General features: G+C 37.4%; 22 protein-coding genes. 7 read left to right on the forward strand and 15 right to left on the reverse strand.

What is annotated here, in order from left to right:
* Positions 1-10 precede the first annotated feature (10 nt).
* The 7 genes from atpB to P1K33_RS00950 all read right to left on the reverse strand — a co-directional run bounded on the left by atpB (position 11) and on the right by P1K33_RS00950 (position 7432).
* The gene (atpB, locus tag P1K33_RS00920) at positions 11-1198 is read right to left on the reverse strand and encodes a F0F1 ATP synthase subunit A (protein ID WP_284650964.1); all 1188 of its coding nucleotides are present in this window, start codon (positions 1196-1198) and stop codon (positions 11-13) included.
* A gap of 116 nt (positions 1199-1314) precedes the next feature.
* A complete protein-coding gene (locus P1K33_RS00925) occupies positions 1315-1713 on the reverse strand; it encodes a hypothetical protein (RefSeq protein WP_284650965.1) in 399 nt (132 codons plus the stop codon).
* 1 nt (position 1714) lies between these two features.
* The gene (locus tag P1K33_RS00930; protein WP_284650966.1) at positions 1715-1966 is read right to left on the reverse strand and encodes an AtpZ/AtpI family protein; all 252 of its coding nucleotides are present in this window, start codon (positions 1964-1966) and stop codon (positions 1715-1717) included.
* Complete coding sequence (locus P1K33_RS00935; RefSeq protein WP_284650967.1) at positions 1917-2318, reverse strand: bactofilin family protein; 402 nt, start codon at positions 2316-2318, stop codon at positions 1917-1919. Before P1K33_RS00935 ends, P1K33_RS00930 begins: the two co-directional genes overlap by 50 nt.
* Before the next feature lie 7 nt (positions 2319-2325).
* On the reverse strand, positions 2326-5145 hold the full coding sequence (gene porW, locus P1K33_RS00940) for a type IX secretion system periplasmic lipoprotein PorW/SprE (RefSeq protein ID WP_284650968.1): 2820 nt from the start codon (positions 5143-5145) through the stop codon (positions 2326-2328).
* An 89-nt stretch (positions 5146-5234) separates the two neighbouring features.
* The gene (locus tag P1K33_RS00945) at positions 5235-5933 is read right to left on the reverse strand and encodes an ABC transporter ATP-binding protein (RefSeq protein WP_284650969.1); all 699 of its coding nucleotides are present in this window, start codon (positions 5931-5933) and stop codon (positions 5235-5237) included.
* A 32-nt stretch (positions 5934-5965) separates the two neighbouring features.
* Positions 5966-7432, reverse strand: coding sequence for a DUF5687 family protein (locus P1K33_RS00950; protein ID WP_284650970.1), 1467 nt, complete (start codon positions 7430-7432; stop codon positions 5966-5968).
* Between the two features lie 153 nt (positions 7433-7585).
* Between P1K33_RS00950 and P1K33_RS00955 the strand changes: the two genes are divergently transcribed.
* Entirely contained in the window at positions 7586-8641 is a 1056-nt protein-coding gene (locus P1K33_RS00955) for a ferredoxin--NADP reductase (protein WP_284650971.1), read from the forward strand.
* Between the two features lie 40 nt (positions 8642-8681).
* Here the strand turns inward: P1K33_RS00955 and P1K33_RS00960 are convergent, their stop codons facing one another.
* Together P1K33_RS00960 and P1K33_RS00965 are read right to left on the reverse strand one after the other, a co-directional pair.
* The gene (locus P1K33_RS00960) at positions 8682-9680 is read right to left on the reverse strand and encodes a glycosyltransferase family 9 protein (RefSeq protein WP_284651195.1); all 999 of its coding nucleotides are present in this window, start codon (positions 9678-9680) and stop codon (positions 8682-8684) included.
* A gap of 58 nt (positions 9681-9738) precedes the next feature.
* The gene (locus P1K33_RS00965; protein WP_284650972.1) at positions 9739-10344 is read right to left on the reverse strand and encodes a DUF4254 domain-containing protein; all 606 of its coding nucleotides are present in this window, start codon (positions 10342-10344) and stop codon (positions 9739-9741) included.
* Between the two features lie 136 nt (positions 10345-10480).
* Here P1K33_RS00965 and upp point away from each other — a divergent pair, with 136 nt between their 5' ends.
* Entirely contained in the window at positions 10481-11134 is a 654-nt protein-coding gene (gene upp / locus P1K33_RS00970; protein WP_284650973.1) for a uracil phosphoribosyltransferase, read from the forward strand.
* Here the strand turns inward: upp and P1K33_RS00975 are convergent.
* Positions 11129-12058 (reverse strand): DUF6427 family protein, encoded by a 930-nt coding sequence (locus P1K33_RS00975; RefSeq protein ID WP_284650974.1) that lies wholly within the window; start codon positions 12056-12058, stop codon positions 11129-11131. The genes upp and P1K33_RS00975 overlap by 6 nt on opposite strands.
* Before the next feature lie 45 nt (positions 12059-12103).
* Here P1K33_RS00975 and P1K33_RS00980 point away from each other — a divergent pair, with 45 nt between their 5' ends.
* Entirely contained in the window at positions 12104-12334 is a 231-nt protein-coding gene (locus P1K33_RS00980; protein WP_284650975.1) for a DUF6341 family protein, read from the forward strand.
* Here the strand turns inward: P1K33_RS00980 and purD are convergent.
* Positions 12326-13600: a phosphoribosylamine--glycine ligase gene (gene purD, locus P1K33_RS00985; RefSeq protein WP_284650976.1), complete on the reverse strand. Its 1275-nt coding sequence runs from the start codon at positions 13598-13600 to the stop codon at positions 12326-12328. The two genes, P1K33_RS00980 and purD, sit on opposite strands and share 9 nt — an antisense overlap.
* Before the next feature lie 114 nt (positions 13601-13714).
* Between purD and P1K33_RS00990 the strand changes: the two genes are divergently transcribed.
* From P1K33_RS00990 to P1K33_RS01005, 4 genes are read left to right on the forward strand one after another with little or no spacing between them, the layout of a single operon-like run.
* Entirely contained in the window at positions 13715-15043 is a 1329-nt protein-coding gene (locus P1K33_RS00990) for a T9SS type A sorting domain-containing protein (protein ID WP_284650977.1), read from the forward strand.
* 57 nt (positions 15044-15100) lie between these two features.
* Positions 15101-16414: a phenylacetate--CoA ligase family protein gene (locus P1K33_RS00995; RefSeq protein WP_284650978.1), complete on the forward strand. Its 1314-nt coding sequence runs from the start codon at positions 15101-15103 to the stop codon at positions 16412-16414.
* Positions 16415-16417: 3 nt separating this feature from the next.
* Entirely contained in the window at positions 16418-17503 is a 1086-nt protein-coding gene (gene wecB / locus P1K33_RS01000) for a non-hydrolyzing UDP-N-acetylglucosamine 2-epimerase (RefSeq protein ID WP_284650979.1), read from the forward strand.
* Positions 17503-18687, forward strand: coding sequence for a glycosyltransferase family 4 protein (locus P1K33_RS01005; RefSeq protein ID WP_284650980.1), 1185 nt, complete (start codon positions 17503-17505; stop codon positions 18685-18687). Before wecB ends, P1K33_RS01005 begins: the two co-directional genes overlap by 1 nt.
* Here the strand turns inward: P1K33_RS01005 and P1K33_RS01010 are convergent.
* Genes P1K33_RS01010 through P1K33_RS01025 form a run of 4 tightly spaced genes read right to left on the reverse strand, consistent with a single transcriptional unit; the run spans position 18684 to position 23449 of the window.
* Positions 18684-20051: an undecaprenyl-phosphate glucose phosphotransferase gene (locus tag P1K33_RS01010; protein WP_284650981.1), complete on the reverse strand. Its 1368-nt coding sequence runs from the start codon at positions 20049-20051 to the stop codon at positions 18684-18686. The two genes, P1K33_RS01005 and P1K33_RS01010, sit on opposite strands and share 4 nt — an antisense overlap.
* Before the next feature lie 6 nt (positions 20052-20057).
* Entirely contained in the window at positions 20058-21041 is a 984-nt protein-coding gene (locus tag P1K33_RS01015; protein ID WP_284650982.1) for a UDP-glucuronic acid decarboxylase family protein, read from the reverse strand.
* A 7-nt stretch (positions 21042-21048) separates the two neighbouring features.
* A complete protein-coding gene (locus tag P1K33_RS01020; protein ID WP_284650983.1) occupies positions 21049-22401 on the reverse strand; it encodes an O-antigen ligase family protein in 1353 nt (450 codons plus the stop codon).
* Positions 22334-23449 carry a DUF1972 domain-containing protein gene (locus tag P1K33_RS01025; RefSeq protein ID WP_284650984.1) on the reverse strand — a complete coding sequence of 372 codons (1116 nt, stop codon included), beginning with the start codon at positions 23447-23449 and terminating at the stop codon, positions 22334-22336. The genes P1K33_RS01020 and P1K33_RS01025 overlap by 68 nt, the downstream gene beginning before the upstream one ends.
* Positions 23450-23481 lie beyond the last annotated feature (32 nt).

Below are 23481 nucleotides of genomic sequence, written 5' to 3' on the forward strand. Positions count from 1 at the left end.
ATTCAGTTTATTAATGATGAGCCGCTTCATGATGCTCATCGTGGTGATGCTCTTCTACAGCCGCTCCGAAATAAAGCGCTGCCAACATCGTGAAAATATAAGCCTGTAATAATGCCACCAAAATTTCTAATAATGACAATACAAACGCCAGGAAGAACGATAACGGACTTCCGATTGGGCTATTAAATGTGTACATCAAGGCAATCAAACTCATTAATACAATGTGTCCCGCTACCATATTCGCGTACAAACGAATCATCAATGAGAATGGTTTGATAATAGTTCCCAACAATTCGATGGGAGCCAAAATAAACTTCATTGGCACCGGCACTCCTGGCATCCAGAAGATATGTCCCCAATAATCTTTCTTAGCGGTAAAGGTAGTAATCAAATAAGTAATTAAAGCCAATGAAGCTGTAATTGCAAGGTTACCTGTGATGTTTACTCCAAGCGGAGTCAAACCGAACATATTTAAGAACCAAATAAAGAAGAAGATGGTCAATAAAAAGCTCATGTATTTTTTATAATGTTTCTCTCCAATGTTTGGAATAGCAATATCATCTCTGATATAAAGAACGATTGGCTCAAAGAATCTTCCTGCTCCAGTAGCAATAGATCCGTTTTTCTTATATGATTTACCCAATCCTCTGAACAAGAAGAACATCATTATTCCAACAATCAAAATCATCAAAACGCTTTTGGTGATAGAAAAGTCAATTGGTTTTGCATTGGTCACATGACCTTTGGCGTCTTCTGTGAAAGTTCCTTCAGCATCTGTTTTGTAAACTAAACCATCGTGGTGGTTTATTCTGTAATAGTTCCCGTTTGATTCGGCTACCGCTTCTCCGTGGTGAAATTTGGAAGAAGAGAAAACATGTAACCCACCATCCCATAGAATTACCGGTAAAGGGAAACCCACATGTGTCGGATGCTCTTCTCCTCCATAGGTAAAGAGTGAAAAATCGTGAGAATCCATCAAGTGGTGCTTAATGTATGCTTTTCTTTCTAAATCTGCTTTTTGCTCTTCGGTTAAATTTGCCGTTTCAGCTTCATGACCGTGTCCTTTAGCCTCAACAGCATGAGCGGTTTCAGCAGCAACAGCAGTTGTGTCACCGGTTGGATTTGCAGCACTAAATAGAGGAAGACAAGCCACTAAAGCAGCTAATATAAATTGGAGTGGTTTTCTTGAAATCACCATATCTGATAATTAACTTAATTAACGTTTTTCAAATTTGGTGCAAAAGTACAATATTAATTAATATTAAAAAGTATATGTTTTATTTTTTTTGATAGAATTATCAATTTAAAACAGAATTATTGTTTATTATTTAAAATTCTGATAATTACAAAGGTTTCTATTGTCAAAAAGTAAATAAAAATGATAAAAAAACTCATTTTTTCAGTTGGGGTTTTTGGCAGGTTCGCGGCCAATATTGGTTTTAAAAACAAATAAGCAATTACCATCTTCATCGTAGTGATAAATAAAAAGGCGTAACCCACTGAATTGATGTTGGTCTGTTTGATTTTTTCCAGGATTAAAATCATTTGTGCCGAAAAGAAAAAGAAAAACAAATACAGCAAAGGAATGGAGTAGATAAATCCTTCTTCATAAACCTTGGGGACAAAAAAATAGAACAATGCCTTATGGACTATAAAACCAATTATCCCTAATGATAATAGGGTAAAAAGATGCTTGAATTTATCTAAATTCATGTTACTCGTTATCTGATTTGTTAATTTCCTTCAACTGCCGGTTGATATTGTAAAAAGCGATAATAACGCCAACTATCGTTAAAATCTTTACATAAACGCTGTGTGTATTGGGATACTTTTCGTCGAGCCAACGACCGAAATAGGCAAACAAGAAGATAATAACACCCATTTGGATTGGAATGTTAATCAGAGCCAACCATTTGTTACGCTGTTTTTTCTTCGGATTGTCCATGGCTTTGAAGGTTTTTGACATGGGGTTTCATGACGCAGGATGCGCTGAATTCTGCTCCGGGTTCAACTGACAATTTACCGCAAATCACCTCACCTTTGATATGGGATTTTGATTTGACATTGAGGATTTCCTGGACTTGTATCTTACCTTCAAAAACGCCTTCGATATCGGCATTTTTACAGATAATGTCGCCTTTAACGCTTCCTGCAGGACCAATCACGATTTTTCCTTTGGATTGAAAGTTACCAATCAAATGGCCGTCCAAACGGAAATCTGCAGGAGAAACAATATCACCATTGATGGTTGTTCCTTCCACAATCCTGTTGGTTTTTCCTAAAAGATCTGTATATGATTTTGGACTTTTCTCAAACATAACTTTCTTATTTTCCTTTAGGTCTCGGTGATTGAGGCGATGGCGGCAATCCCATTCCGCCTTCATTTCCATTTTCCCCTTCCGGTAATTTTGGAGACTTACCATTATCAAAAACTTTCTGCATTTCTTTTTTAGGCTCTTCTTGTTTTTGAACCGGTTTTTCTTGTGGCACTACAGGCTTTTCAAAGGTTCCGTCCCAGTTTGGTTTGGTTGGATTATCTGTTAGATTGCCCGCTAAAAACTCATCTATATTCTTTTTGATCTGAACAATCGTATAGTTTTCAGTTGAAATGATAATTGGCACTTCCTGAACTTTATAATCTTTATAATCTTTTAATATCGTAGCAATTCCCGTCGCTAAATCTTCCGAATTCATACCGTGAATCACCACAAAATTATCGGTCATTGTATAAATATCCAAAGAAACTGTCACTCTGCTTAAGTCTCTTTCTTTAATCAGTTTGGCAATCTTTTCCCTAAGGACTTTTGTGCTTTTATCTTCGAAATCTTTGGTACTGTATAATATTTTCCAGTTTTTAGAATCAAGGCTTGACAATTGCAATGCCTGCAATTTTGGCAAATCAACCGATATCATTTTCTCGGCTCTTTTGCCTTCTTCGCTATTCGGATAAGTCAATGCCACAAAATTCAGGGCTTTACCATATTCGTCAAGGCCGGATAATTTTCCAACAATGTTTGCTTTTAACAATTCTAATTTTGGTACAATTTCATCTCCTGTAAATCGGTCAACTGCTGCTTCCGTTGCCTTTAAAACTTCCTTATAGTCGCCATCCTGATATTGTTTGTAGAGATTTTCATAAACCACATTTGGCGAATCACTGGCTTCCGCTAAGGCGCTATTTGGGTTGTTTAAGATTTGTGCATATCTCGAATCCGGGAAAGATGTAATGATTCTGGCTTTCATTGCTTCCGCCAATTTGGTCTTGCCCATGAATTCGTAGATTTTATACAAATTATACATCGATGGCAAGATCAATCTTTCTTCAGGATTGTTTTGCAACAAACGCTCTAATTTGTCTGCAGCCAATTCATATTCCTTGAATTTCTCTTTGTAGATAATTCCCAATTGGTAATAAGCAAAATTTCTTTCTTTGCTCAAACTATCTATAAGTGTTTGATTGGTTGGTATTTGTTTGATATAAAATTCAGGGGTGAATCGCTCTTCAACAACAACCTCTTTCGATTCTTTTCCTCCTTCTTTTTCAGCTTCAGCTTCATTATCCTTTTCATTGCTTTTACCCGAGCCTGATTCTAATCTCCAGTTGTCCTGCAAGGTTCTTTTACCCCAGGTTTTCTGGAATTCCTTTTGTCCGTAGGCTACGGTTGCCGGATTGTAAAAATAAAAAGTACTTTCTTTTCCGGCCGTATTTGTGGTTGGCACCTTTGGCGCATTTCCTTTTTTAGGATTTCCTTTGTCATCCGACTCAATTTTGCCGTCATTTCTTTCCTTATTCTCTTTGATTCTGGCTTCTTTTTCGGCTAATTTTTGTGCTTCGGCTTCTTCTTTTTTAAGCTTTTCGATGTGTTTTTCAAAATAAGCGGTTCGCTCTGAGCCCGACATTGTATACAATGAAATGATGCTGTCATTTGTTTGCGCTATCGCTTCGTATTTGATTACGTCTTCCAGATTTTCTCTTTTCTTTTTTATCAAATTGAATTCACGTGTTCTTGGTTTCAGATAGACCAATGTACTGTCAAAATATTTTCCTGCAGTAAGATACTTTGCCGAATCAAAATAGATATCTGCCAAGTTTCTGTAATTGGAGGCAATCATGTAAGTATCCTGAGGTGTTTTCTTTTTCAGCGAAATATTGTAGTGCTTTTTGGCTTGCGCCAAATTGTTCTTTTTGTCATAGAACAATCCCATTTGATGGTGTAAAATATCCAAATATGGGCGGTTTTCCCTGTCCTCAATCAAGTCGTTGAATTTTTTTAAAAAGGCAATTGTATCGCCTGTTTTGTAATCAAACTGTCCCGCTTGTTTAGCATGCGCCTGAACCACGTATAATCTTGACGCTTTTCTGTTCATGTCGATTACCTCCTGGTATTTTGCATAAGCGCTGTCTTTGTAACCTAGCTGCTCATACAATTGCGCCAATATGAATCGGTATCTTGCTTTTTCTTCGTTTGATTTGGTGAATTCTGTAGCCAATTTGATTTTGGCCACTGCGCTGTCTTTTTCTTCCATATTCAAAAAAGCCTGAGCTAATGCTGCATTAGCATCTGCAAAAACCTGGTCTTTGAATTTGATTTCTTTTAGAAGCTTGGTCAGATTGTTAACCGCAATCGCATCATTTTCCAAACGCATATTGGTTTTTTCACGCCAAATTTTTACTTCGTAGATTTTATCGCTTTTCGGGTATTTGTACAACACATAGTTGAAGGCTTCCAATGCCGGTACAAATCGTTGTTCGTAGTATCTGGATTTTCCCAAAAGCAAGTGCGCTTCATCCATTTGAGGGTTTTTCTCTGAACCCTGAATGTTCATCGAATGCTTCTGGATTGCTTTAGTGGCTTTGGTTTCCGCCCTTTCAAAATTGGTGTTTCGGTTTTCACCTGGCAACATTCTGTCTTCGGTTACCTGCATTCTTTCAATCGGAAGTATTTCCCAAAAGTTGTCCCTGTTTTGTGCTTTTACATCTTCAATACCTTTATCCAGGGCCATATCGCCATTATACAGGATGTTATATTTAGTGCTTAGCGCATGGGAATTTCTGGAAATGAAGGTGTTTCTTTTGGTAGAACAGGCTATCAAAAAAACAAGCAATCCGGTATAGATAAAATATTTAATTGTATTGGTTTTCAAAGCGAAACGTATTTTTATAATAACGTGAAAAAGTCATAAATAGTATAACTAACTGGTAAAAATACGTTTCTTTTTGATATGGCAAAAAATTAGACTGCAAAAAATGCTTCCAATTCTTTCAAAGTTTCGGGCGAAGTCTTAATGTCTTTGACTACTTCACCCAAATGCAAGGCCACAATTCGGTTACAAACCTCAACCGTATGAACCAGATCGTGACTCGATACCAAAATCGTTCTATCCGGATCATCCGCTAATTCCTTGATGATTTTTTTCAAACGATTCACTGTGGTCGGATCCAAATTGGCAAACGGTTCGTCGAGAATAATCACTTCCGGATTTCCGATTAAAGTAGCAATAATGCCCACTTTTTTCATATTTCCTTTGGATAAATCCCTGAGGTATTTTCGGCTGTTCAGAATTTCACCATTGAAAAATTCTTCGTGTTTTTTTAATAAGGCATCAACATCGGCTTTGTTTTGACCGCGCAAATCTCCGATGAAATAGAAATACTCTTCGGCCGTTAAATAGCCTATTAAGAAACTCTCATCAATAAACGCTGCCGTAAAAGGTTTCCAGGCTTCACTGGTATCCACCTGAACCGTATTGTTTTTGATGAAACCTGTGCTTGGCTGAATTAAATCGAGCAGCAAACTGAAAAAAGTGGTTTTTCCGGCACCGTTATTTCCAACCAGCCCAAAGCTTTGCCCTTTCGGAATTTCAAGATGGGAAATGTTTAAGACTTTAACGCCGTTGTTGTATGTTTTTGAAAGATTAGCTACTTGTATCATTTTTCGAGTAATTAGTAATTAGTGAATGGTAATTAGTTTTTTTGCTTGTAAGCTGCGATGGTCTCGTACTTTTGGGTTTTGTATATTTTCTCAATTTGATTGAAAACATAATTTCTGAAAGCAAAACCTAAAACTCCTGCGCCAGCCACGAATAGTAGACCAACATTTGGAGAAAATAAGTAATAGCCCAAAGTATACAATCCCATGGGAACCAACATTTTTGGTAAAGAAATCAACATCGTTTTCATGTTAAACGCTTGTTTGTCGCCGAAAGCTTGTTTGGAAGTAGTTAAATCGATTGGGGTTTTTACAAAAGCACCACCAAGCATCACCAAATGGGAATTGACACCAATATTGAAAATAGCACCAACCACAATAATCAAGTAAGTATGCAGCCCAAAATACAAATAGAATGACGCTAAAATGGTAGAAATCAAAGTTCCAATTACCATCAGCCACCATTTCGAACTGATGTATTCGCGGTATTGGATATTTTGGCTCATCATTAATTGGTAATAAGCGCTGTCCCAACTCGGAACAAACTGCCCGAAAGTGAACAAAAATCCACCCGAAACAAAGACACCGGCAAAGACTTTCATCCACGGATTGTCGTAAGATTCTATGGCTTGGGTAAAGAACAATAACCCATAGAAAATGAAGATACCACTCATGATTAGTGTCATTCGGGAGCGCTTGTTTCTTTTCAGTAATCGAATGTCATTTTTGAGAAAGGTTCCTAAAGTTCCAAACTGATTCAACCAAGTAAAATTTTCTGTTGTGGCTAAGTCGCTTTTCTTGGCCAGACCATCATCAAGATTTAATCTGGTTTTGAAATAGTCAAAAGACAAATAATATGTTGTGGCTAAGAGAATAATCGGAATCAGAAACAAATAAATGGTGTCATACATGCCTTGGAAGAATCCCACTGAATAAGCCGTAACGTCAAAAACATTGTAGTATTGTGAGGCTGCGAATCCAGCCAAAACAGTCAGAACACTAAAGAAAACAATGTTCTTGCTATTCACTAAAATATTGACAAAATTATTAGTATAAATCAGCGCGGTCATCCCCAAAAACCACAAAATCGCTTGGAATCCATAACCTTGAACTAACAATACTATCGTAAACGGTATAAAGAAAAAAGCATGCAACACATTGAAAAAAGAGATTACCGTTTTCCCAAGAGAATAATGGACAATCGTACCTCTCTTAATTGGTAAAATCAACAAAGGTCTGATATTGGTCACCGGCATTTTTTGAAGAAAATATCGAATGATCAAATCAATCAGCACATAATAAATCAAATATTTATTAATCGTAACTAATGGTTCTAACCCTTCTTTTTTTAAGATAAAAAACACTGCTGTTCCAAGAATAGCAAAACAGCCAATGAAATAAAGGGCTGCCAAACCCATAATGATTTTTAGTGCCAGATTACTGCCAAAGGAAGCCGAACGTCTAAAGGATTTCCATTCAAGCTTGATGAAATGTTTGAACATAGTAGTTGGTTTAGGTTTTCGAAATTAGTTCCTAAATGTAGAAAATTGTTACACACTTTCAAAGTTTCTTTCGGTCAGAAATCGTTGCTATTTCTTACCTTTGCACCCGAGATCAATTTTGATCGAACAGTACGAAGTAAAAAAATAAATTTCATGTCCGCTTTTTATAAATTATATATCAAAGACGTAAAACACGAAACTCCTAATGCGATTTCAGTTGCTTTTACCATTCCTGCCGAATTAAAATCTGTTTACCAATTCACAGCCGGTCAATACGTTAACTTAAAATTGACGCTTGACGGACAGGAAGTCCGTCGCGCTTATTCGGTTTGTTCATCACCTAATAGTGGTGAATTGCGCATTGCCATTAAGTCGGTAAAAAGTGGTCACTTTTCAAAATTTGCCAATGACAATCTAAAGGTTGGCGATATCTTGGAAGTAAGCCATCCCGAAGGAAGATTTGTCTTTGAACCTTCTTTTTCCAACCTGAAAAACTATGCGGCTTTTGCAGCAGGAAGTGGAATTACCCCAGTAATGTCTATTCTAAAATCGGTTTTGGAAGGCGAACCAAAAAGTACTTTTGTATTGGTTTATGGGAATAAAACACCCGAAGAAACCATTTTCCATAATGAATTGCACGAGCTTCAGCTGAAATATGTCGGTCGTTTTTTTGTGCATTATGTATACAGCCAGGCCAAAGTGGAGCACGAACTTTTTGGCCGAATTGACAAGTCAACCGTAAATTTTGTGTTGAACAACAAACACAAGGAAAAAGAGTTCGACAAGTTCTATTTATGTGGCCCTGAAGAAATGATCAATTTGGTTTCCAATGTATTGGTGGAACACAGCATTCCTGAGAAAAATATCAAATTTGAATTGTTCTCTACTTCTGCAGCACCTGAAAACGCTGAAGCAGCAAGCCACACCGGCCATACCAAAATCACCGTGATGGTCGATGATGAAGAAACGACTTTTGAAATGTCACAAAAACAAACCGTTTTGGAAGCGGCACTTAAACAAGGCATCGATGCGCCTTATTCCTGTCAGGGCGGTATTTGCAGTTCTTGTTTGGCGCGAATCACAACCGGTTCGGCTGAGATGAAAAAGAACTCCATTTTAACCGACGGCGAAATTGCTGACGGATTAATTCTTACCTGTCAGGCTCATCCGACATCTGCAGAAATTTATGTGGATTATGATGATGTGTAATTAAAAACTAAAATTAAGAAATGATGGATTCCAATTTTGTTTAGGCGAGATTGGAATTTATTTTTTCCACTACTTTCTCTATTGAAATTGTTCGCATCGCATTTTCGTAACCTTCTACTTTTTTATTTCCGTAAACCGAAGTTGGCAGTAACGGGAACTTTTCCCTATCGGAAACCAAGCAGTTTTCCATTGGTTGATTGAACGGTTTGAATCCTGCGTAAGGATGCGTCGCACCCCAGAGTGTAATGACTTTTATACCTAACATGGCCGCAATATGGGCATTCCCGGAATCCATCGAAAGCATGATGTCAAGATTCGAAATCAACTGGAGTTCCTGTTCAAAAGACAATTTTCCGGCGATGACAATGGCATTTTCCTTATTGATGGCCAAAGTATTTAACTGTTCCATTTCTTTTTTACCGCCACCGAAAAGAAAGATTTTATGGTCTTGGTTTGTGGCCAGATCATCGATTACTTTCTGCATCATATCAAGGGGATAAACCTTGCTGTCGTACTGGGCAAATGGCGCAATGCCAATCCATTTTTGGTTTTCCTTTTCCTTTGAAATTTTTAAAACCTCTTCAGATAAAATTGCTTTTTCGGGAAATATCGGATTGGTTAAATCCACAAAAAAACCAAGGCCTTTAAAAGTCTCAACGTGTCTTTCGACCATTGGTTTTACCGGTTCGAAAATTTTGTTTTTTGCCCGGGTCAATGCTCTTTTATCAGCTCTACCTTTATCGGTATGGGCGATTTTTTTCCCATTTAAAGCGAAAAAGGTTCGGACAATTTTGGACCGCAATACATTGTGTAAATCAGCCACAGCATCAACATTCAGCTTTTTCAAATCGGAATACAATTTGACTAAGCCAAAAAACCCATTGTGCCTTCCTTTGACATCAACGGCAAAGAAATTGACATTAGGGATTCCGTCAAAAAATGGTTGGAAAAAAGGCCGTGAAACCACCGTGAGTTTCACGCCGGGATTTTGCTGTACAAAGGCTCTGATAACAGGAACCGTCATCGCGACATCGCCCATGGCAGACAATCGGATGACGGCTATATGTTGAATTGGGTTTGACAAATGTTGTCGGGATTTATTTTTTGTTTTGGTACAATACCGGATTCAAATCGTCGTCATTGTACATTTTCATTTGTTTGTACACTTTCATGAATTTGTCACCGTTTTCGATATCGGTCAACAAATCATTGATGGAAATAAACATATCACTTTTCTGATCCAACAATACGTTTAATTTCTCCTGGCATTTTGCTCTGTGTTCTGCTGTAGCTTCTGCACGATTGGCTTCTTCACTCATGTGGTAAATTTTCAAAGCCAAAATAGACAAACGGTCGATGGCCCAGGCCGGACTTTCGGTGTTGATTTTAGCATTCGGTTTTACCTGAACGTCCTTGTGTTTTTGTAGAAAATAGCTATCGATATATTCTACCATATCGGTACGAACCTGGTTCGAAGCATCGATTTTTCTTTTCAAAACCAAGGCGGCAACCGGATCAATATTTGGGTCACGGATAATGTCTTCATAATGCCATTGCACGGTATCAACCCAGTTTTTAGCATACAATAAATACTCAATAGTTCCTTTGGTGTAAGGGTTTAACGTTGGTTGATAAACATCATCAATAACGTGGTAATCTTTTATACTTTGTTCGAAAATAGGGAATGCAAATTGTGAAAACATAGTTGTTGATTTTTATTTTATTTGACTTCGTTCCGTTCGCCTTGACGACTCGGGTTCATAAAATTCGACCTTAAGGTCTCGGGTGCAAAGATAGTTTTTTATACTTTTACCTCAACATACAAAATTAAAGTCGTCCATGCACATTCATTACATTTCAGAGCAGAATAGCATTCTCAATCATTTTTTGGCCCAAATTCGCGATGTTACGATTCAAAAAGACAGCATGCGTTTTCGTAAAAATATCGAACGCATAGGGGAAATCATGGCCTACGAACTGAGCAAGACTTTGGAATATAAAAATGTGGATGTACAAACGCCATTGGGTATCAAACACACCACTACGATTGCGGATCATGTGGTTTTGTGTTCTATTCTTCGTGCCGGATTGGCTTTGCATACCGGTTTCATGAACATTTTTGACAATGCCGAAAACGGATTTGTTTCTGCCTATCGCCATCATTATGACAACGATGACAAGTTTGATATTTTGGTTGAATACCAGGCCGCACCGTCATTTGAAAATAAAAACCTGATTCTGATTGACCCGATGCTAGCCACAGGCCAATCAATAGTGGCAGTTTTGCACAAATTACATTTGGAACAAAAACCAAAAGAAATCCACATTGCGGTGGTGATTGCCGCACCGGAAGGCATAGCCTATTTAGAAAAAAATCTTCCGGAAAACTGTCATCTTTGGGTTGCCGCATTAGACGAAAAACTCAACGAGAAAAACTATATCGTTCCGGGATTGGGCGATGCCGGAGACTTGGCGTATGGCAGTAAATTATAACTGAGCAAAAAAGGCAATAAAACTTCCCGCAATGAGCAACAACAATACAATTTCCTGATACATTTGGTTTTGGGAATACTCTATATTGTTGGTTGTCATGACCGCCAAAGGGAAAAAAGTAAACAGCAACATCGCGTTGTTTTTATCAGGCGAAAGAATAAAAACAATACTTCCGATTAAAAACCCGAAAATCATTTTCTTATACGATGCCTGCAAGATTAATGGCCTATTGGTCAAGGAAAAAATCATCGAAAAAAGGAAATACAATGCAATGACTACATAGAAGGAGAGTGCGGCATTTTGATAATTATTGGTAAAATAATCAAGTTCAAAATTCATTTGCGATTGGTTGAGGATGTGGTCTATCCAAGTCCTGTCAAAAAACAACGCAGCGCCATAAAACACTACTGCCGTGGTCACAAAAGCCACAAAAGGCAACAGCCAGTTTCTATAGTCTCTGGACACATGAAAGATGATGGAAATATAAACCAAAACCACAAAAAGGATACACCAAAAATGGAACAAACTGGCGATAAAAATCCACATCGAAGCGTCGAATATTTTCTCTTTTGGAGCTTTTAAGGTTTGGAGTGAAATCAATCTTCGCATCGATAACAACAGGAAAAAATTGGCAAACAACAAATTGGAATTGTTAAAAACCGATGGGAAAAGTAACAAATACAGTAAGAAAAATAAAATGGTATAGCTGCTGTTTTTAGTCAGTCCGTTTTTCTTGACAATGAAGTTGACCAGGAAGAATGAAATCAGTAAAAGCGTGATTAAGATGATGTTACCCGAGAAATTTTCCGGCGCCAACTTGTTTCCAAAATCGCTCGATTGAAATATAAAAAAGGAACCCAATAATAAAATTATTATCAAGGCATAATTAAGAATGCTCGATTTTTTAAAAATGCTTGTTATCATAAGGATATTTTATACATTTGTGCAGTAAATATAACATTTTATACAATGAGAGCATTTTTTGAAGGTATTCAAACTTTATTTGTAGATTTCCTATTCAAACCATTTGACTGGTTACGTGCATTAGAATTGAGCAATTGGTGGTTAGCCAATATCGTTAGCTGGCTTCTAATTTTGGTTTGTTGCAAATACACCATTTACTGGTGTCAGGAATTGAAAAAACACCAAGACAACAACGAAGAAAACCAAGATACTACGGCTCACTCTTTCTTAAGTTAGATCAAAGCCAATATCTTTTCTAAAATACATCTTATCAAAATGTAGCTTGTCTATATTTTGGTAAGATTTTTTTATGGCTTCCCGGAAGTTGTCTCCAAAAGAAGTCACCGCTAAAACCCTTCCGCCGCTGGTGACTACTTTACCATTTTCCAATTTGGTTCCGGCGTGAAAAACAATAGAACCTTCTACCTTTTCAATCCCGGTAATTTCAAAACCTTTGCCATAATCTTCCGGATATCCGCCCGAAACTACCATGATAGTCGTTGCGCTTCTTGGGTCAATTTCCAACGAAACTTCATCCAGTTTTTGATGGGCAACCGCCTGAAATAATTCGACCAAATCAGATTGGATTCTCGGCATGACAACTTCGGTTTCCGGATCTCCCATTCTCACATTGTACTCGATTACCATTGGCTCGCCTTTGACAATGATCAATCCGATAAAAACAAAGCCTTTGTATTCAATCCCATCTTTTTGCAAACCTTCAACCGTTGGTTTAACAATTCGGGTTTCTATTTTGTCCAATAAAATTTTATCCGCAAAAGGTACAGGAGAAACTGCTCCCATTCCGCCGGTATTTAGTCCGGTATCACCTTCTCCGATTCGCTTATAATCTTTGGCAGTAGGCAACATTTTGTAATTTTTGCCATCAGTCAAAACAAAGCAACTCAATTCAATGCCATCGAGAAATTCTTCAATAACCACTTTTGAGCTTGCTGTTCCAAATTTGGCGTGAACCAACATATTTCTTAACTCTGTTTTCGCTTCCTCCAAATCATTCAGAATCAAAACGCCTTTTCCGGCGGCCAATCCATCCGCTTTCAAAACATACGGTGGTTGCAGCGTTTCCAAAAATTGGCATCCTTTTTCTACGGTTTCCGAAGTAAAACTGTCATAGGCTGCGGTTGGTATTTTATGCTTGATAAGAAATTCTTTGGCAAATTCCTTACTTCCTTCCAGTTGTGCTCCTACTTTTGACGGACCAATAACCGGAATGTGATTTAGCACAGCGTCGTTTTTGAAAAAATCATAAATGCCATGAACCAACGGATCTTCCGGGCCAACGACAACCATATCGATGTTTTCTTTTATAACCAATGCTTTTACACTTTCAAAATCGGTTGGGCTGATAGCAACATTGGTTGCTATAGCTGCAGTTCCGGCATTTCCGGGTGCTACAAAAAGTTGATTGCACAGACTGCTTTTTAGCATTTTATAGGCTAATGCATGCTCTCTTCCACCAGAGCCTAGAAGTAAAATTGTCATTTGTGTTATGTGTTGTGTGTTGTATAGTGTTAAAAGTATGCAAAAATACAAGTATTCTTTTTTTATCGGTCCATTTTTACATAATTTAGTTTCGAAATAAAAAACAATATTATTATGAAAAAATTATTACTTCCTTTTTCCTTGCTTTTTGTAGGATTTGCTTCAACAGCGCAGACTTGGAATGCTCAGGCAACAGGATTTACAACTGCAAGCCGAGGGATTTCAGAAATCAAAATTGTAGATGCCAATAACGTTTGGGCTATTGCTTTTGACGGAACTCCTGCTGATGAACCCATTCAGGAATTTACAAGAACAACCGATGGAGGAAACATTTGGTTGCCGGGAACGTTTAGCGTTGGTGACCCAACTTTATCAATTACTAATATTTCTCCTGTTAGCGGAACAACTGCCTGGATTGGTACTTATGATGCGACTCTGGGATTTGGTGGTGTATTCAAGACAACTGATGGTGGTCTGAACTGGGAGCAACAAAATACAGCTGCTTATACAACTGCGGGTGAATCCTGGTTTAACTTTGTTCACTTTTTTAATGCTAACGTTGGTATAACACAAGGTGATCCTGAAGGAGCCGGAGGTGAATTCGAAATATACAGAACTATCGATGGTGGAGATAACTGGACAAGAGTTCCGGGAGCTAGTCTTCCAAATCCTTTAACTGGTGAATACGGATATAACGGTGGTTATGATGTTGCCGGTGGAACATTATGGTTCACTACTAACAAAGGTAGATTATACAGAACTACTGATATGGGTGTAACCTGGACGGTAAGTCAAGCTCCATTAGCTGATTTTGGAAGTGCTGCGGTAAGTGGAAATGCTATTTTCAGTGATGCTAACAATGGTTTTTTACTTAAAACCCAAGGAACAACTTATACGGCTTATACTACTTCAAACGGTGGAACAACCTGGACTGCAGGAACACCATATACCGGAGCTTACAGATTACTTTGTTACATTCCGGGAACTACAACTTTAGTAGCTACAGGTGCCGGACCAACTGTGGCTGAAATGGGCTCAGCATTCAGTTCTGACAATGGAACAACCTGGACATCAATTGATACCGGAGCGCAAAGATTAAGTCCTGCTTTTTTAAATGGCACTACAGGATGGTGTGGCGGATTTAATGAGGATGAGTTTGCCGGTGGTGTATTCAAATTAAATGGAACTTTAGGGAACAGTGATTTTAACACTACCAAATTCAAAGTATATCCAAATCCTGCAACTTCTGTCGTGAATTTACAAACTGAAGGTTTGGATTCTTATACTTTAAAAGTGACTGATTTATCTGGAAAAGTAATGACAACCAGAGAGTTTAGCGGTATTGAAAACGCTCTTGATATTTCAAGTTATGCAACCGGAGTTTATTTCTTCGAAATTAATTCAGGGAGCCAATCACAAACAATTAAGATTATGAAAAATTAATACTAATAAAATAGTATTTTTAAGGGCTGACATTTGTTAGCCCTTTTTTTATTGTTTATGCTCAATATTTTCAACTTAACGCTCCAGCTCAATGGCTTTCCGATGAAGGAAGCCCAACGTGAATTTGAAAAAATTCAGTCTGTCTCCGAAGCTGATTATGAAAAACACATAACAGATAAAAGAAAGGAAATTGTTGATTTCCATCTTCAGCATAATGATTCTTATCGCGATTTAGCGGGGAATAAAAATTATTCCAATTGGGATGAACTCCCGATAATGACCAAAAAGGATTTTCAAAAACCTTTACAGGAAAGGCTTTCGGAGGGCTATCTTCTCAAAAAAGTGTATGTGAATAAAACATCCGGTTCGAGTGGTGATCCATTTATTTTTGCCAAAGATAAATTTTCCCATGCGCTGACCTGGGTCAATATTGTTAACCGCTTTGGCTGGTTTGGAATCGATTTCAATTCGTCATTGCAAGCCCGTTTTTATGGGATTCCGTTGGATTTTATCGGCAATACCAAAGAGCGTATCAAAGACTTTTTGAGTCATCGCTATCGCTTTACCATTTTTGATTTATCCGATACCGTTTTGGAAACTGTGCTTGATAAATTCAAGCAGAAACGCTTTCATTATATCAATGGATATACTAGTTCCATCGTTTTGTTCGCCAAATTTTTACAACAAAAAAACATCGTTTTAAAAACCGTTTGCCCAACGTTGAAATGCTGTGTGGTTACTTCGGAAATGCTTTTTGACAATGACAAACAACTGCTCGAAAAACAGTTTGGCGTTCCGGTGGTCAATGAATATGGTGCTTCCGAACTGGATTTGATTGCTTTTCAAAATCCGCAAGACGAATGGCAGGTGAATTCGGAAACCTTATTTGTAGAAATATTAGACGAGAAAAACAACGTTTTGCCTTATGGAAAAGAAGGCCGTGTTGTGATTACTTCTTTATACAACAAAGCACATCCGTTTATTCGTTACGACATCGGTGATGTTGGGATTTTGGACGAAAAAAGCACTTTCAAAAAACCAATCCTGAAAAAATTAATCGGAAGAACCAATGACATTGCTGTCCTTCCAAGCGGCAAAAAATCACCGGGATTGACTTTTTATTATGTGACTAAAAGCATCATTGAAGACGATGGAAATGTGAAAGAATTTGTAATAAAACAAACCAAAATCGATACTTTTGACATTGAGTATGTAAGTCAGAATGAATTAACCGAAAGCCAGATTAAGCATATTGAAAAAGCCATTACTACTTATCTGGAAACTGGTTTGTCTTTTACATTCACCCGTAAATCAACATTAGAAAGAAGCAAAAGCGGCAAATTGAAGCAGTTTGTTTCGTTAGTAAAATAATTTATGAAAATCACCATAATCGCAGGCGCCAGACCCAATTTTATCAAAATCGCACCCATCATCAAAGCGATCGAAAAGAAACAAGCCGAAGGAGCAACGGTTTCCTATCGGTTGGTGCATACCGGTCAGCATTATGACAAAAACCTCAGCGATACTTTTTTTGAAGAATTAAACATTCCGCAACCGGATGCCAACCTGGAAGTAAAAAGCGGTTCTCAGGCCCAACAAACTGCTGCGATTATGATGGCGTTTGAAAAAGAATTAATCCAGAACCCGTGTGATTTGGTTTTGGTGGTTGGTGATGTCAATTCTACCATGGCTTGTGCAATTGTGGCCAAAAAACTCAATGTCAAAGTCACACATGTTGAAGCCGGAATCCGTTCGGGAGACATGACAATGCCCGAAGAAATCAACCGAATTGTTACCGACAGCATTACCGATTATTTCTTTACGACCTCAACCACAGCTTCTGAAAATCTTGTAAAATATGGTGCCGATGTTTCTCATATCCACTTTGTGGGCAATGTGATGATTGACACTTTATACCAAAATTTAAATCGAATTTCCGCCCCTGATTTTTGGAACGAATTTGGTTTAGCTACCGGCAATTATATCATCCTGACTTTGCATCGCCCGGCGAATGTTGATGAGGAAAAATCACTGATTGAATTGCTTCAGGGCATTGATAAAATGGCAGAGGACAAAAAAATAATCTTTCCGATTCATCCGCGAACCAAGGCGATTTTAGGCGAAACCAATTTGGCTTTAAAAAACATCCTTTTTGTGGAACCGCAAGGCTATCTGAACTTTATGTTCCTAATCAAAAACAGTTTTGCTGTGATTACGGATTCAGGTGGCATTTCAGAGGAAACCACGGTTTTAGGTATTCCTTGTTTTACGATGCGCAACAATACCGAAAGACCAGAAACAGAAACCATTGGAACGAATACTTTGGTTGGGACAGCAGTAGAAAATCTGGAAAAAGTATTTACTGAATTTTTGAAAAACGGACCAAGAACTGCAGGTATTCCGGAGCTTTGGGACGGAAAAGCTTCCGAACGAATTATCGATATCCTTTTGAAAAAATAATGGAATCCATTCTCATTATATCCAATTACTATCCGCCGGAAAAAGGTGCTGCTGCCAACAGGATTGAGCAGTTGGCTTTGAAATTGGACCAAAATAATTATAAAGTCTCGGTGGTTTGTCCATTGGGAAATTATCCCAAAGGCGAATTGTTTGCCGAGTACAAAGGCAAATTTTCGGTAACCGAAAACCGAGATAATATTACGGTTAAAAGGCTTTGGATTTACCCGAGTGTGAGTAAAAACATCCTGGTCAGAATCATTTCGATATTGTCCTTTTCATTGAGTTTGTTCTTTTATTTATTATTCAAAAAAACGCCAAAAAAAATAATCGTTCAATCGCCGCCATTATTGCTTTCCTTTATTTCGGTTTTGGTGCTTTCGCTAAAAAGCAAAAAAATAATCCTGAATGTTTCCGATTTATGGCCTTTGGCTGCCATCGAACTGAATGCGTTGAAAGTTGGTTCGTTTTCCCATAAGGTTTCGCTTTTCTTTGAGCGCTATATTTACAAAAAGGCGACTTTGGTTTTGGGACAATCCAATGAAATTATTGCGCATGTAAAAACCATTTGTCCTCAGAAAGATTGCTATTTATACCGAAATTTCCCTGACCATGAGGTTTCCGGAATGGAATTAAAAACAGCCGAAAACCAGCCGGTAAAAATCTTTTATGCCGGATTGTTGGGTGTGGCACAAGGCGTTTTGGAACTATGCGAAAAAATCGAGTTACAGGACTTAAATATTGAGTTGCACTTGTTTGGTGATGGTGCCGAAAAAAATCAGATAGAAGCGTTGATTTCATCCCTAAAAAGTCAACAGATATTCTTCCACGGTATGATGGAACGTAAAGCACTGCACGAAACACTAAAAACTTTTGACATTGCGATTGTGCCGTTGAAAACCAGAATTTATGGCTCAGTTCCGTCTAAGATTTTTGAATATGGTTCACTTGGATTTCCGATTCTTTATTTTGGCGGTGGCGAAGGGGAAACTATAGTAGAAGAGCACAAATTAGGCTGGGTCGCTTCTGTAGAAAACTTCAATGATTTAAACCAAAAATTGATTGAGATTTCAAGGCTCGGTAAAACGGATTTGGATTCGATGAAAAAAAGAATATTTCACACTGCCGAAACCGAATTTGATTTAGATTATCAGATCAAAGATTTGATAGCGAAAAAGGTTTTCTAGTAGGCTTTATCTTCTCCTTTGAAGATATTGATAACGGTTTGGAAGATGATTTTCAAGTCCATGATAATCGACCAGTTTTCAATATAAAATACGTCAAGTTTAATGCGGTTTACCATATCTTCTTCGGTCTCAATTTCACCTCTGAAACCTTTAACCTGAGCCAATCCTGTGATACCAGGTTTTACGTAATGGCGCACCATATACTTCTTGATTTTGCTGGCGTAAGCTTTGTTTTGTGACCACAAGTGAGGTCTTGGTCCAACAACCGACATGTCGCCTAACAGTACATTAAAAAACTGTGGCAATTCATCCATGCTGGTCTTTCTCATTAGCTTCCCAATTCTGGTAACTCTAGGGTCGTTTTTAGAGGCTTCTTTTTCGGTAAATCCATTGACTTGCATCGAACGGAATTTATAACAAAAGAATTCTTCTTCATCCAGTCCAGGTCGGCCTTGTTTGAAAAAAACCGGGCCTTTGGATTCCAATTTTATCAAAATCGCCAACACCGGAATTAACCACGACAGGATAAAAACGATGACACATAACGAAAAAACTACGTCAAAACCACGTTTAAAACCTTTAATGATTGGGTGATGCAGTTGTGTTTTTTGTAAAGAAAGTACCGGGAATAATTCGTAATAATCAACTTTTAGATTTTTGGAGAAAATCTCTTTTGAATCGGGAATGAATTTTATTGCCTTTCTGTTATCATCTGCAAATTCTACTAATTCCTTGAGCTTTTCGTTTGAAATTTCATTTAAGGAACAATAGATTTCGTCAATTTTATTGTCAATCGTGAATTTTTTCAGGTCTTCAATTTTTCCTAAAATTTCCGGATTTTGCTTCTTATCTGAAAAGTAACCGTAAAACCGATAACCATAATCTTTTCTGTTTTCAAACACCTCCTTCAGTCTTATGGCTTCCGGGGTATAACCAATGATTACCGCATTCCTGAAGTTACTTCCTGTGACCAATCTGTATTTTTTTAAGTAGAAAAACAGGAAGTATTTAAAAGTAAGAATGATAATAAAGCTCATCGTCATAAAAATGGCAATGGCTCTACCGCTGAAAATGGCTGTTTTGGCAAAAGGGAAAAAAGCAATGACAACGAGTAAAAAGAGGCTGAATTGCTTGACCAGTTTAGTGATAATTTCTACCGGAGTGGTAAACCTGAAGACTTCGTAATATTTGACAATGATGGCAATCAGGAACCAGGTAAAAGTTTGATACAACAAATAGTAAAACAAATTAAGTTTCAGTTCTCTGAAGAAAAACAAACTCAATGTTGTTACCACAATCAGATCGAATAAAATGCTTATCGGCCTGATGTATTTTGAATATCTTCCTGTTTGCTGTGCAACCATAAAATACTAATGGATATATCCTTTAAAATCTTTGTGCTCTTCTTTTAAAAGTTCCTCATTCGAAAGCGATTTGAAATAGTCATAGGTCAATTTCATTCCTTCATCTCTCTTTACTTTGGCTTCCCAGCCCAGTATTTCTTTGGCTTTAGTCGTATCGGGTTGGCGTTGCAACGGATCATTAATCGGCAGTGGATGATACACTACTTTTTGATTGGTTCCCGTCAACTTGATGATTTCTTCTGCAAAATCTTTTATCGTAATTTCATCCGGATTCCCAATGTTTACCGGATACACATAATCGGAATGCAATAATCTGAAAATGCCTTCTACCTGATCGGTTACATAACAAAACGAACGCGTTTGGCTTCCGTCACCAAAAATGGTTAAATCTTCGCCTCTCAAAGCTTGACCAATAAAAGCCGGAATTACACGACCGTCATTCAGTCGCATTCTTGGTCCATAAGTATTGAAAATTCTGACTATTCTGGTTTCCACACCGTGAAAAGTATGATACGCCATAGTTATCGATTCCTGAAAACGCTTGGCTTCATCATAAACGCCTCTTGGCCCAATGGTGTTTACGTTTCCATAATACTCTTCGGTTTGTGGATGTACCAATGGATCACCATAAACTTCCGATGTCGAAGCAATCAGGATTCTGGCTTTTTTTACTCTGGCCAATCCCAAAAGATTATGCGTTCCCAAAGAACCGACTTTTAGGGTTTGGATTGGAATTTTTAAATAATCGATTGGACTTGCCGGTGAGGCAAAATGAAGAATATAATCTATATTTCCCGGAACATGTACAAATTTGGTAACATCGTGGTGATAAAATTCGAAGTTTTTATCTTTAAACAAATGTTCTATGTTTTTTAAATCTCCCGTAATCAGGTTATCCATTCCGATAACGTAATAACCTTCGGCTATAAACCTGTCACAAAGGTGGGAACCCAAAAAACCGGCTGCTCCAGTAATTAATATTCTTTTCATAAATTTTTTATTCTGCTTTGGAATTTTTTTGTGCAATTCCTGAATTAAAAAGACAATACATCATTGTAAAATATACCACTCCTCTTTGTCTCCATAAAAATGATTCGGTCAAAAATAAACTTATCATTAGAAATGCGAAAGCAAAATGGACAAAATCTTTCGATTGATATGCGATTTTAACGTTCATAATCAACATTAATAACAATATTATAAAACCGACAACGCCTAATTCAGCAAAATTCTGAATATACTGATTGTGAAAATTTTTGGTTTGGTAGCCCTCAAATCCATTTCCTCCCAAAAACAGATTGTAATGTTTTGCCTTTTCTTCAATTTTCGGATAGGAAGCATTTAAGCCAAAACCGGTAAGGAAAATAGGCTCCTCAGCCATCAACTCGGTGAAAATCCTAAACTGATAAACCCGGAAAGCCGTACCCGGGAAATAATCATTGGTTGAAAATTTCTCATTGGTCCAGGCTTCTTTGAGACTAACATAATGAACGCCATTAGGAATGCCTTCAACCACATTTGTACTTAAGCTTTTGCTTGTATTGGTTTGAAATTCCTGTTCAAATCTGGCTTTTATCCTTCCAAAGGAAAAAATAAACCCTATGAGTAAACCAAAAACAATCAGGTTTCTCAAACGAAGTTTATGGGATGATTTTGAAAAAAAGAAAATATGAAGTAAAACCAATAAGACAACAACAAGAACAATGTTCTTCGAAGAAAGCAAGAGTATAAAACCAAAGAGTAAAATGGATATTAAAATGTCGATTTTAGATTTAATACTCTTGGTGTAAAAGTAAAAAAACGCTACAGCTACGAATATGGAAACGTGAATTGCATTCAATAATTTAGGAACTAACCCGAAATCATCCTCATTGGTTCCGTGATAGAAAAACACGCGGGAATCCTGTAAAATAAAATAGCGGACTACTGCCCTGATGCTGTAATACAAAACCAGAATTACCATAGAATAACTATAATAGGCAATGATTTTTTGCTTTTGCTCACTCGAGAAATCCTTAATCAGCAAAAATCCCAATGGGATAATAAGCAATGGGATTTCCTTTGATAATGCCGGTAAAGTACTGGTTGGATCTATTGACCAAAAATAGGACAGCACCATTAAAACATATAACGCAATGGGTAAAAATAAGCTGGTTGAAAGGGAAAAATTGGCTTTTTTCAGGGTGAAAAGAGCGGTCAATAAAAACAATCCTGACGCCATATTGTTGATGGCATAACTAAGCGGAATGGTAACTAAAACAAGGAGAGTTGGAATAAAAGAACTATTGCTTTTGTTTTCTTTTATCAGATTTTGAAAAACATTCTTCAAAGAGTTGTAAGTATTCCCCATTTATTTTTTCCCAATTAAATTCATTGACGATGGCATCAAAGTTATTTTGAACTAATTGCAAGTTATCATTTTTTTTGATAGTATTCAGAATATTTTTCACCTCTGTCGGATTGGAAAAATAAAAGCTATTTTCCTTTAAAATCCCTTTGTTAAAATCATTATCATGAGCAATTACAAGCGCTCTTGAAGCCATGGCTTCTAATAATGACGGATTGGTTCCGCCTACAGAATGACCGTGGAAATACAAATTGGAAAAATAGCGAAGATTGTTCAAATGCTCTAAATTGTAAAGGCCGCCAATAAAACGAATGTTGCCATGAGCTTTGAATTTATCCTTTAGATATTCACCATATTTGGTCTGGTGTTTTCCAATAACCAAAATAGGCGTTTTGTCCTCGTTCATCGCAACACCTTCAAGCACCATGTCCAGATTGTTTTCAGGTTCAAAACGCGCCATTATCATATTGTACTTTTCTTTTTCTACACCATATTCCTTGAGAAAAACTTCATTTGGGTTGGAAAAAGGATAAGCACCATAAGCAATATAGGTTGACTCTTTTTTATACTTTGTTTTGAGGAATTTCTGAATTCCAACCGAGTCCGAAACCAAAAAATCACTATTGTTTGCCGCTAAGCGTTCGGCAAACCTTAAAAATTGCTGAACTGGTTTTGAATACTTGGTTCTTTTCCACTCCAATCCATCCATATTGGTGATGATGATGGATTTTTTAGGCAAAAGAAAATGCCAAATGGAATTGCTGGTATAACCCAATTGTAAAATGATGTCAAATTCCCTTTTTCGGGAATCCATGATACAGTTAAAATCATAAATGAACTGGCCAAAAGTTCCCATTTTGTGCTCGGGATCATATTGGTGGATGATGTTTACACCATGAAAAGTTTTTTCCTGAAATGGATGATCATGCGAGTTATAGCAGTACACTTCGTGTCCCTGCTCTACAAGATACACCGAAAAAAATTCGGCAAACTGTTCAAAACCACCGTAATAATTGGGTACACCACGAGTTCCTAATATGGCTATTTTCATGATTTATATTACGATTTGCTTTGAGTAATTAT

This window comes from Flavobacterium terrisoli, from assembly GCF_030167905.1.
In the GTDB taxonomy this organism is placed as follows: Bacteria; Bacteroidota; Bacteroidia; order Flavobacteriales; family Flavobacteriaceae; genus Flavobacterium; species Flavobacterium terrisoli.

Coding starts and splice junctions, on each gene's coding strand:
- P1K33_RS00960 (WP_284651195.1), bottom strand. CDS start 9,680: ATGGGCGATGTCGCGATGACGGTTCCTGTTATCAGAGCCTTTGTACAG.
- P1K33_RS01005 (WP_284650980.1), top strand. CDS start 17,503: ATGGAATCCATTCTCATTATATCCAATTACTATCCGCCGGAAAAAGGT.
- P1K33_RS01020 (WP_284650983.1), bottom strand. CDS start 22,401: ATGGGGAATACTTACAACTCTTTGAAGAATGTTTTTCAAAATCTGATA.
- P1K33_RS00980 (WP_284650975.1), top strand. CDS start 12,104: ATGAGAGCATTTTTTGAAGGTATTCAAACTTTATTTGTAGATTTCCTA.
- P1K33_RS00965 (WP_284650972.1), bottom strand. CDS start 10,344: ATGTTTTCACAATTTGCATTCCCTATTTTCGAACAAAGTATAAAAGAT.
- P1K33_RS00945 (WP_284650969.1), bottom strand. CDS start 5,933: ATGATACAAGTAGCTAATCTTTCAAAAACATACAACAACGGCGTTAAA.
- purD (WP_284650976.1), bottom strand. CDS start 13,600: ATGACAATTTTACTTCTAGGCTCTGGTGGAAGAGAGCATGCATTAGCC.
- P1K33_RS00925 (WP_284650965.1), bottom strand. CDS start 1,713: ATGAATTTAGATAAATTCAAGCATCTTTTTACCCTATTATCATTAGGG.
- P1K33_RS01015 (WP_284650982.1), bottom strand. CDS start 21,041: ATGAAAAGAATATTAATTACTGGAGCAGCCGGTTTTTTGGGTTCCCAC.
- P1K33_RS00955 (WP_284650971.1), top strand. CDS start 7,586: ATGTCCGCTTTTTATAAATTATATATCAAAGACGTAAAACACGAAACT.
- P1K33_RS00995 (WP_284650978.1), top strand. CDS start 15,101: ATGCTCAATATTTTCAACTTAACGCTCCAGCTCAATGGCTTTCCGATG.
- upp (WP_284650973.1), top strand. CDS start 10,481: ATGCACATTCATTACATTTCAGAGCAGAATAGCATTCTCAATCATTTT.
- P1K33_RS00935 (WP_284650967.1), bottom strand. CDS start 2,318: ATGTTTGAGAAAAGTCCAAAATCATATACAGATCTTTTAGGAAAAACC.
- P1K33_RS01025 (WP_284650984.1), bottom strand. CDS start 23,449: ATGAAAATAGCCATATTAGGAACTCGTGGTGTACCCAATTATTACGGT.
- P1K33_RS01010 (WP_284650981.1), bottom strand. CDS start 20,051: ATGGTTGCACAGCAAACAGGAAGATATTCAAAATACATCAGGCCGATA.
- wecB (WP_284650979.1), top strand. CDS start 16,418: ATGAAAATCACCATAATCGCAGGCGCCAGACCCAATTTTATCAAAATC.
- P1K33_RS00930 (WP_284650966.1), bottom strand. CDS start 1,966: ATGTCAAAAACCTTCAAAGCCATGGACAATCCGAAGAAAAAACAGCGT.
- P1K33_RS00975 (WP_284650974.1), bottom strand. CDS start 12,058: ATGATAACAAGCATTTTTAAAAAATCGAGCATTCTTAATTATGCCTTG.
- P1K33_RS00950 (WP_284650970.1), bottom strand. CDS start 7,432: ATGTTCAAACATTTCATCAAGCTTGAATGGAAATCCTTTAGACGTTCG.
- P1K33_RS00990 (WP_284650977.1), top strand. CDS start 13,715: ATGAAAAAATTATTACTTCCTTTTTCCTTGCTTTTTGTAGGATTTGCT.
- atpB (WP_284650964.1), bottom strand. CDS start 1,198: ATGGTGATTTCAAGAAAACCACTCCAATTTATATTAGCTGCTTTAGTG.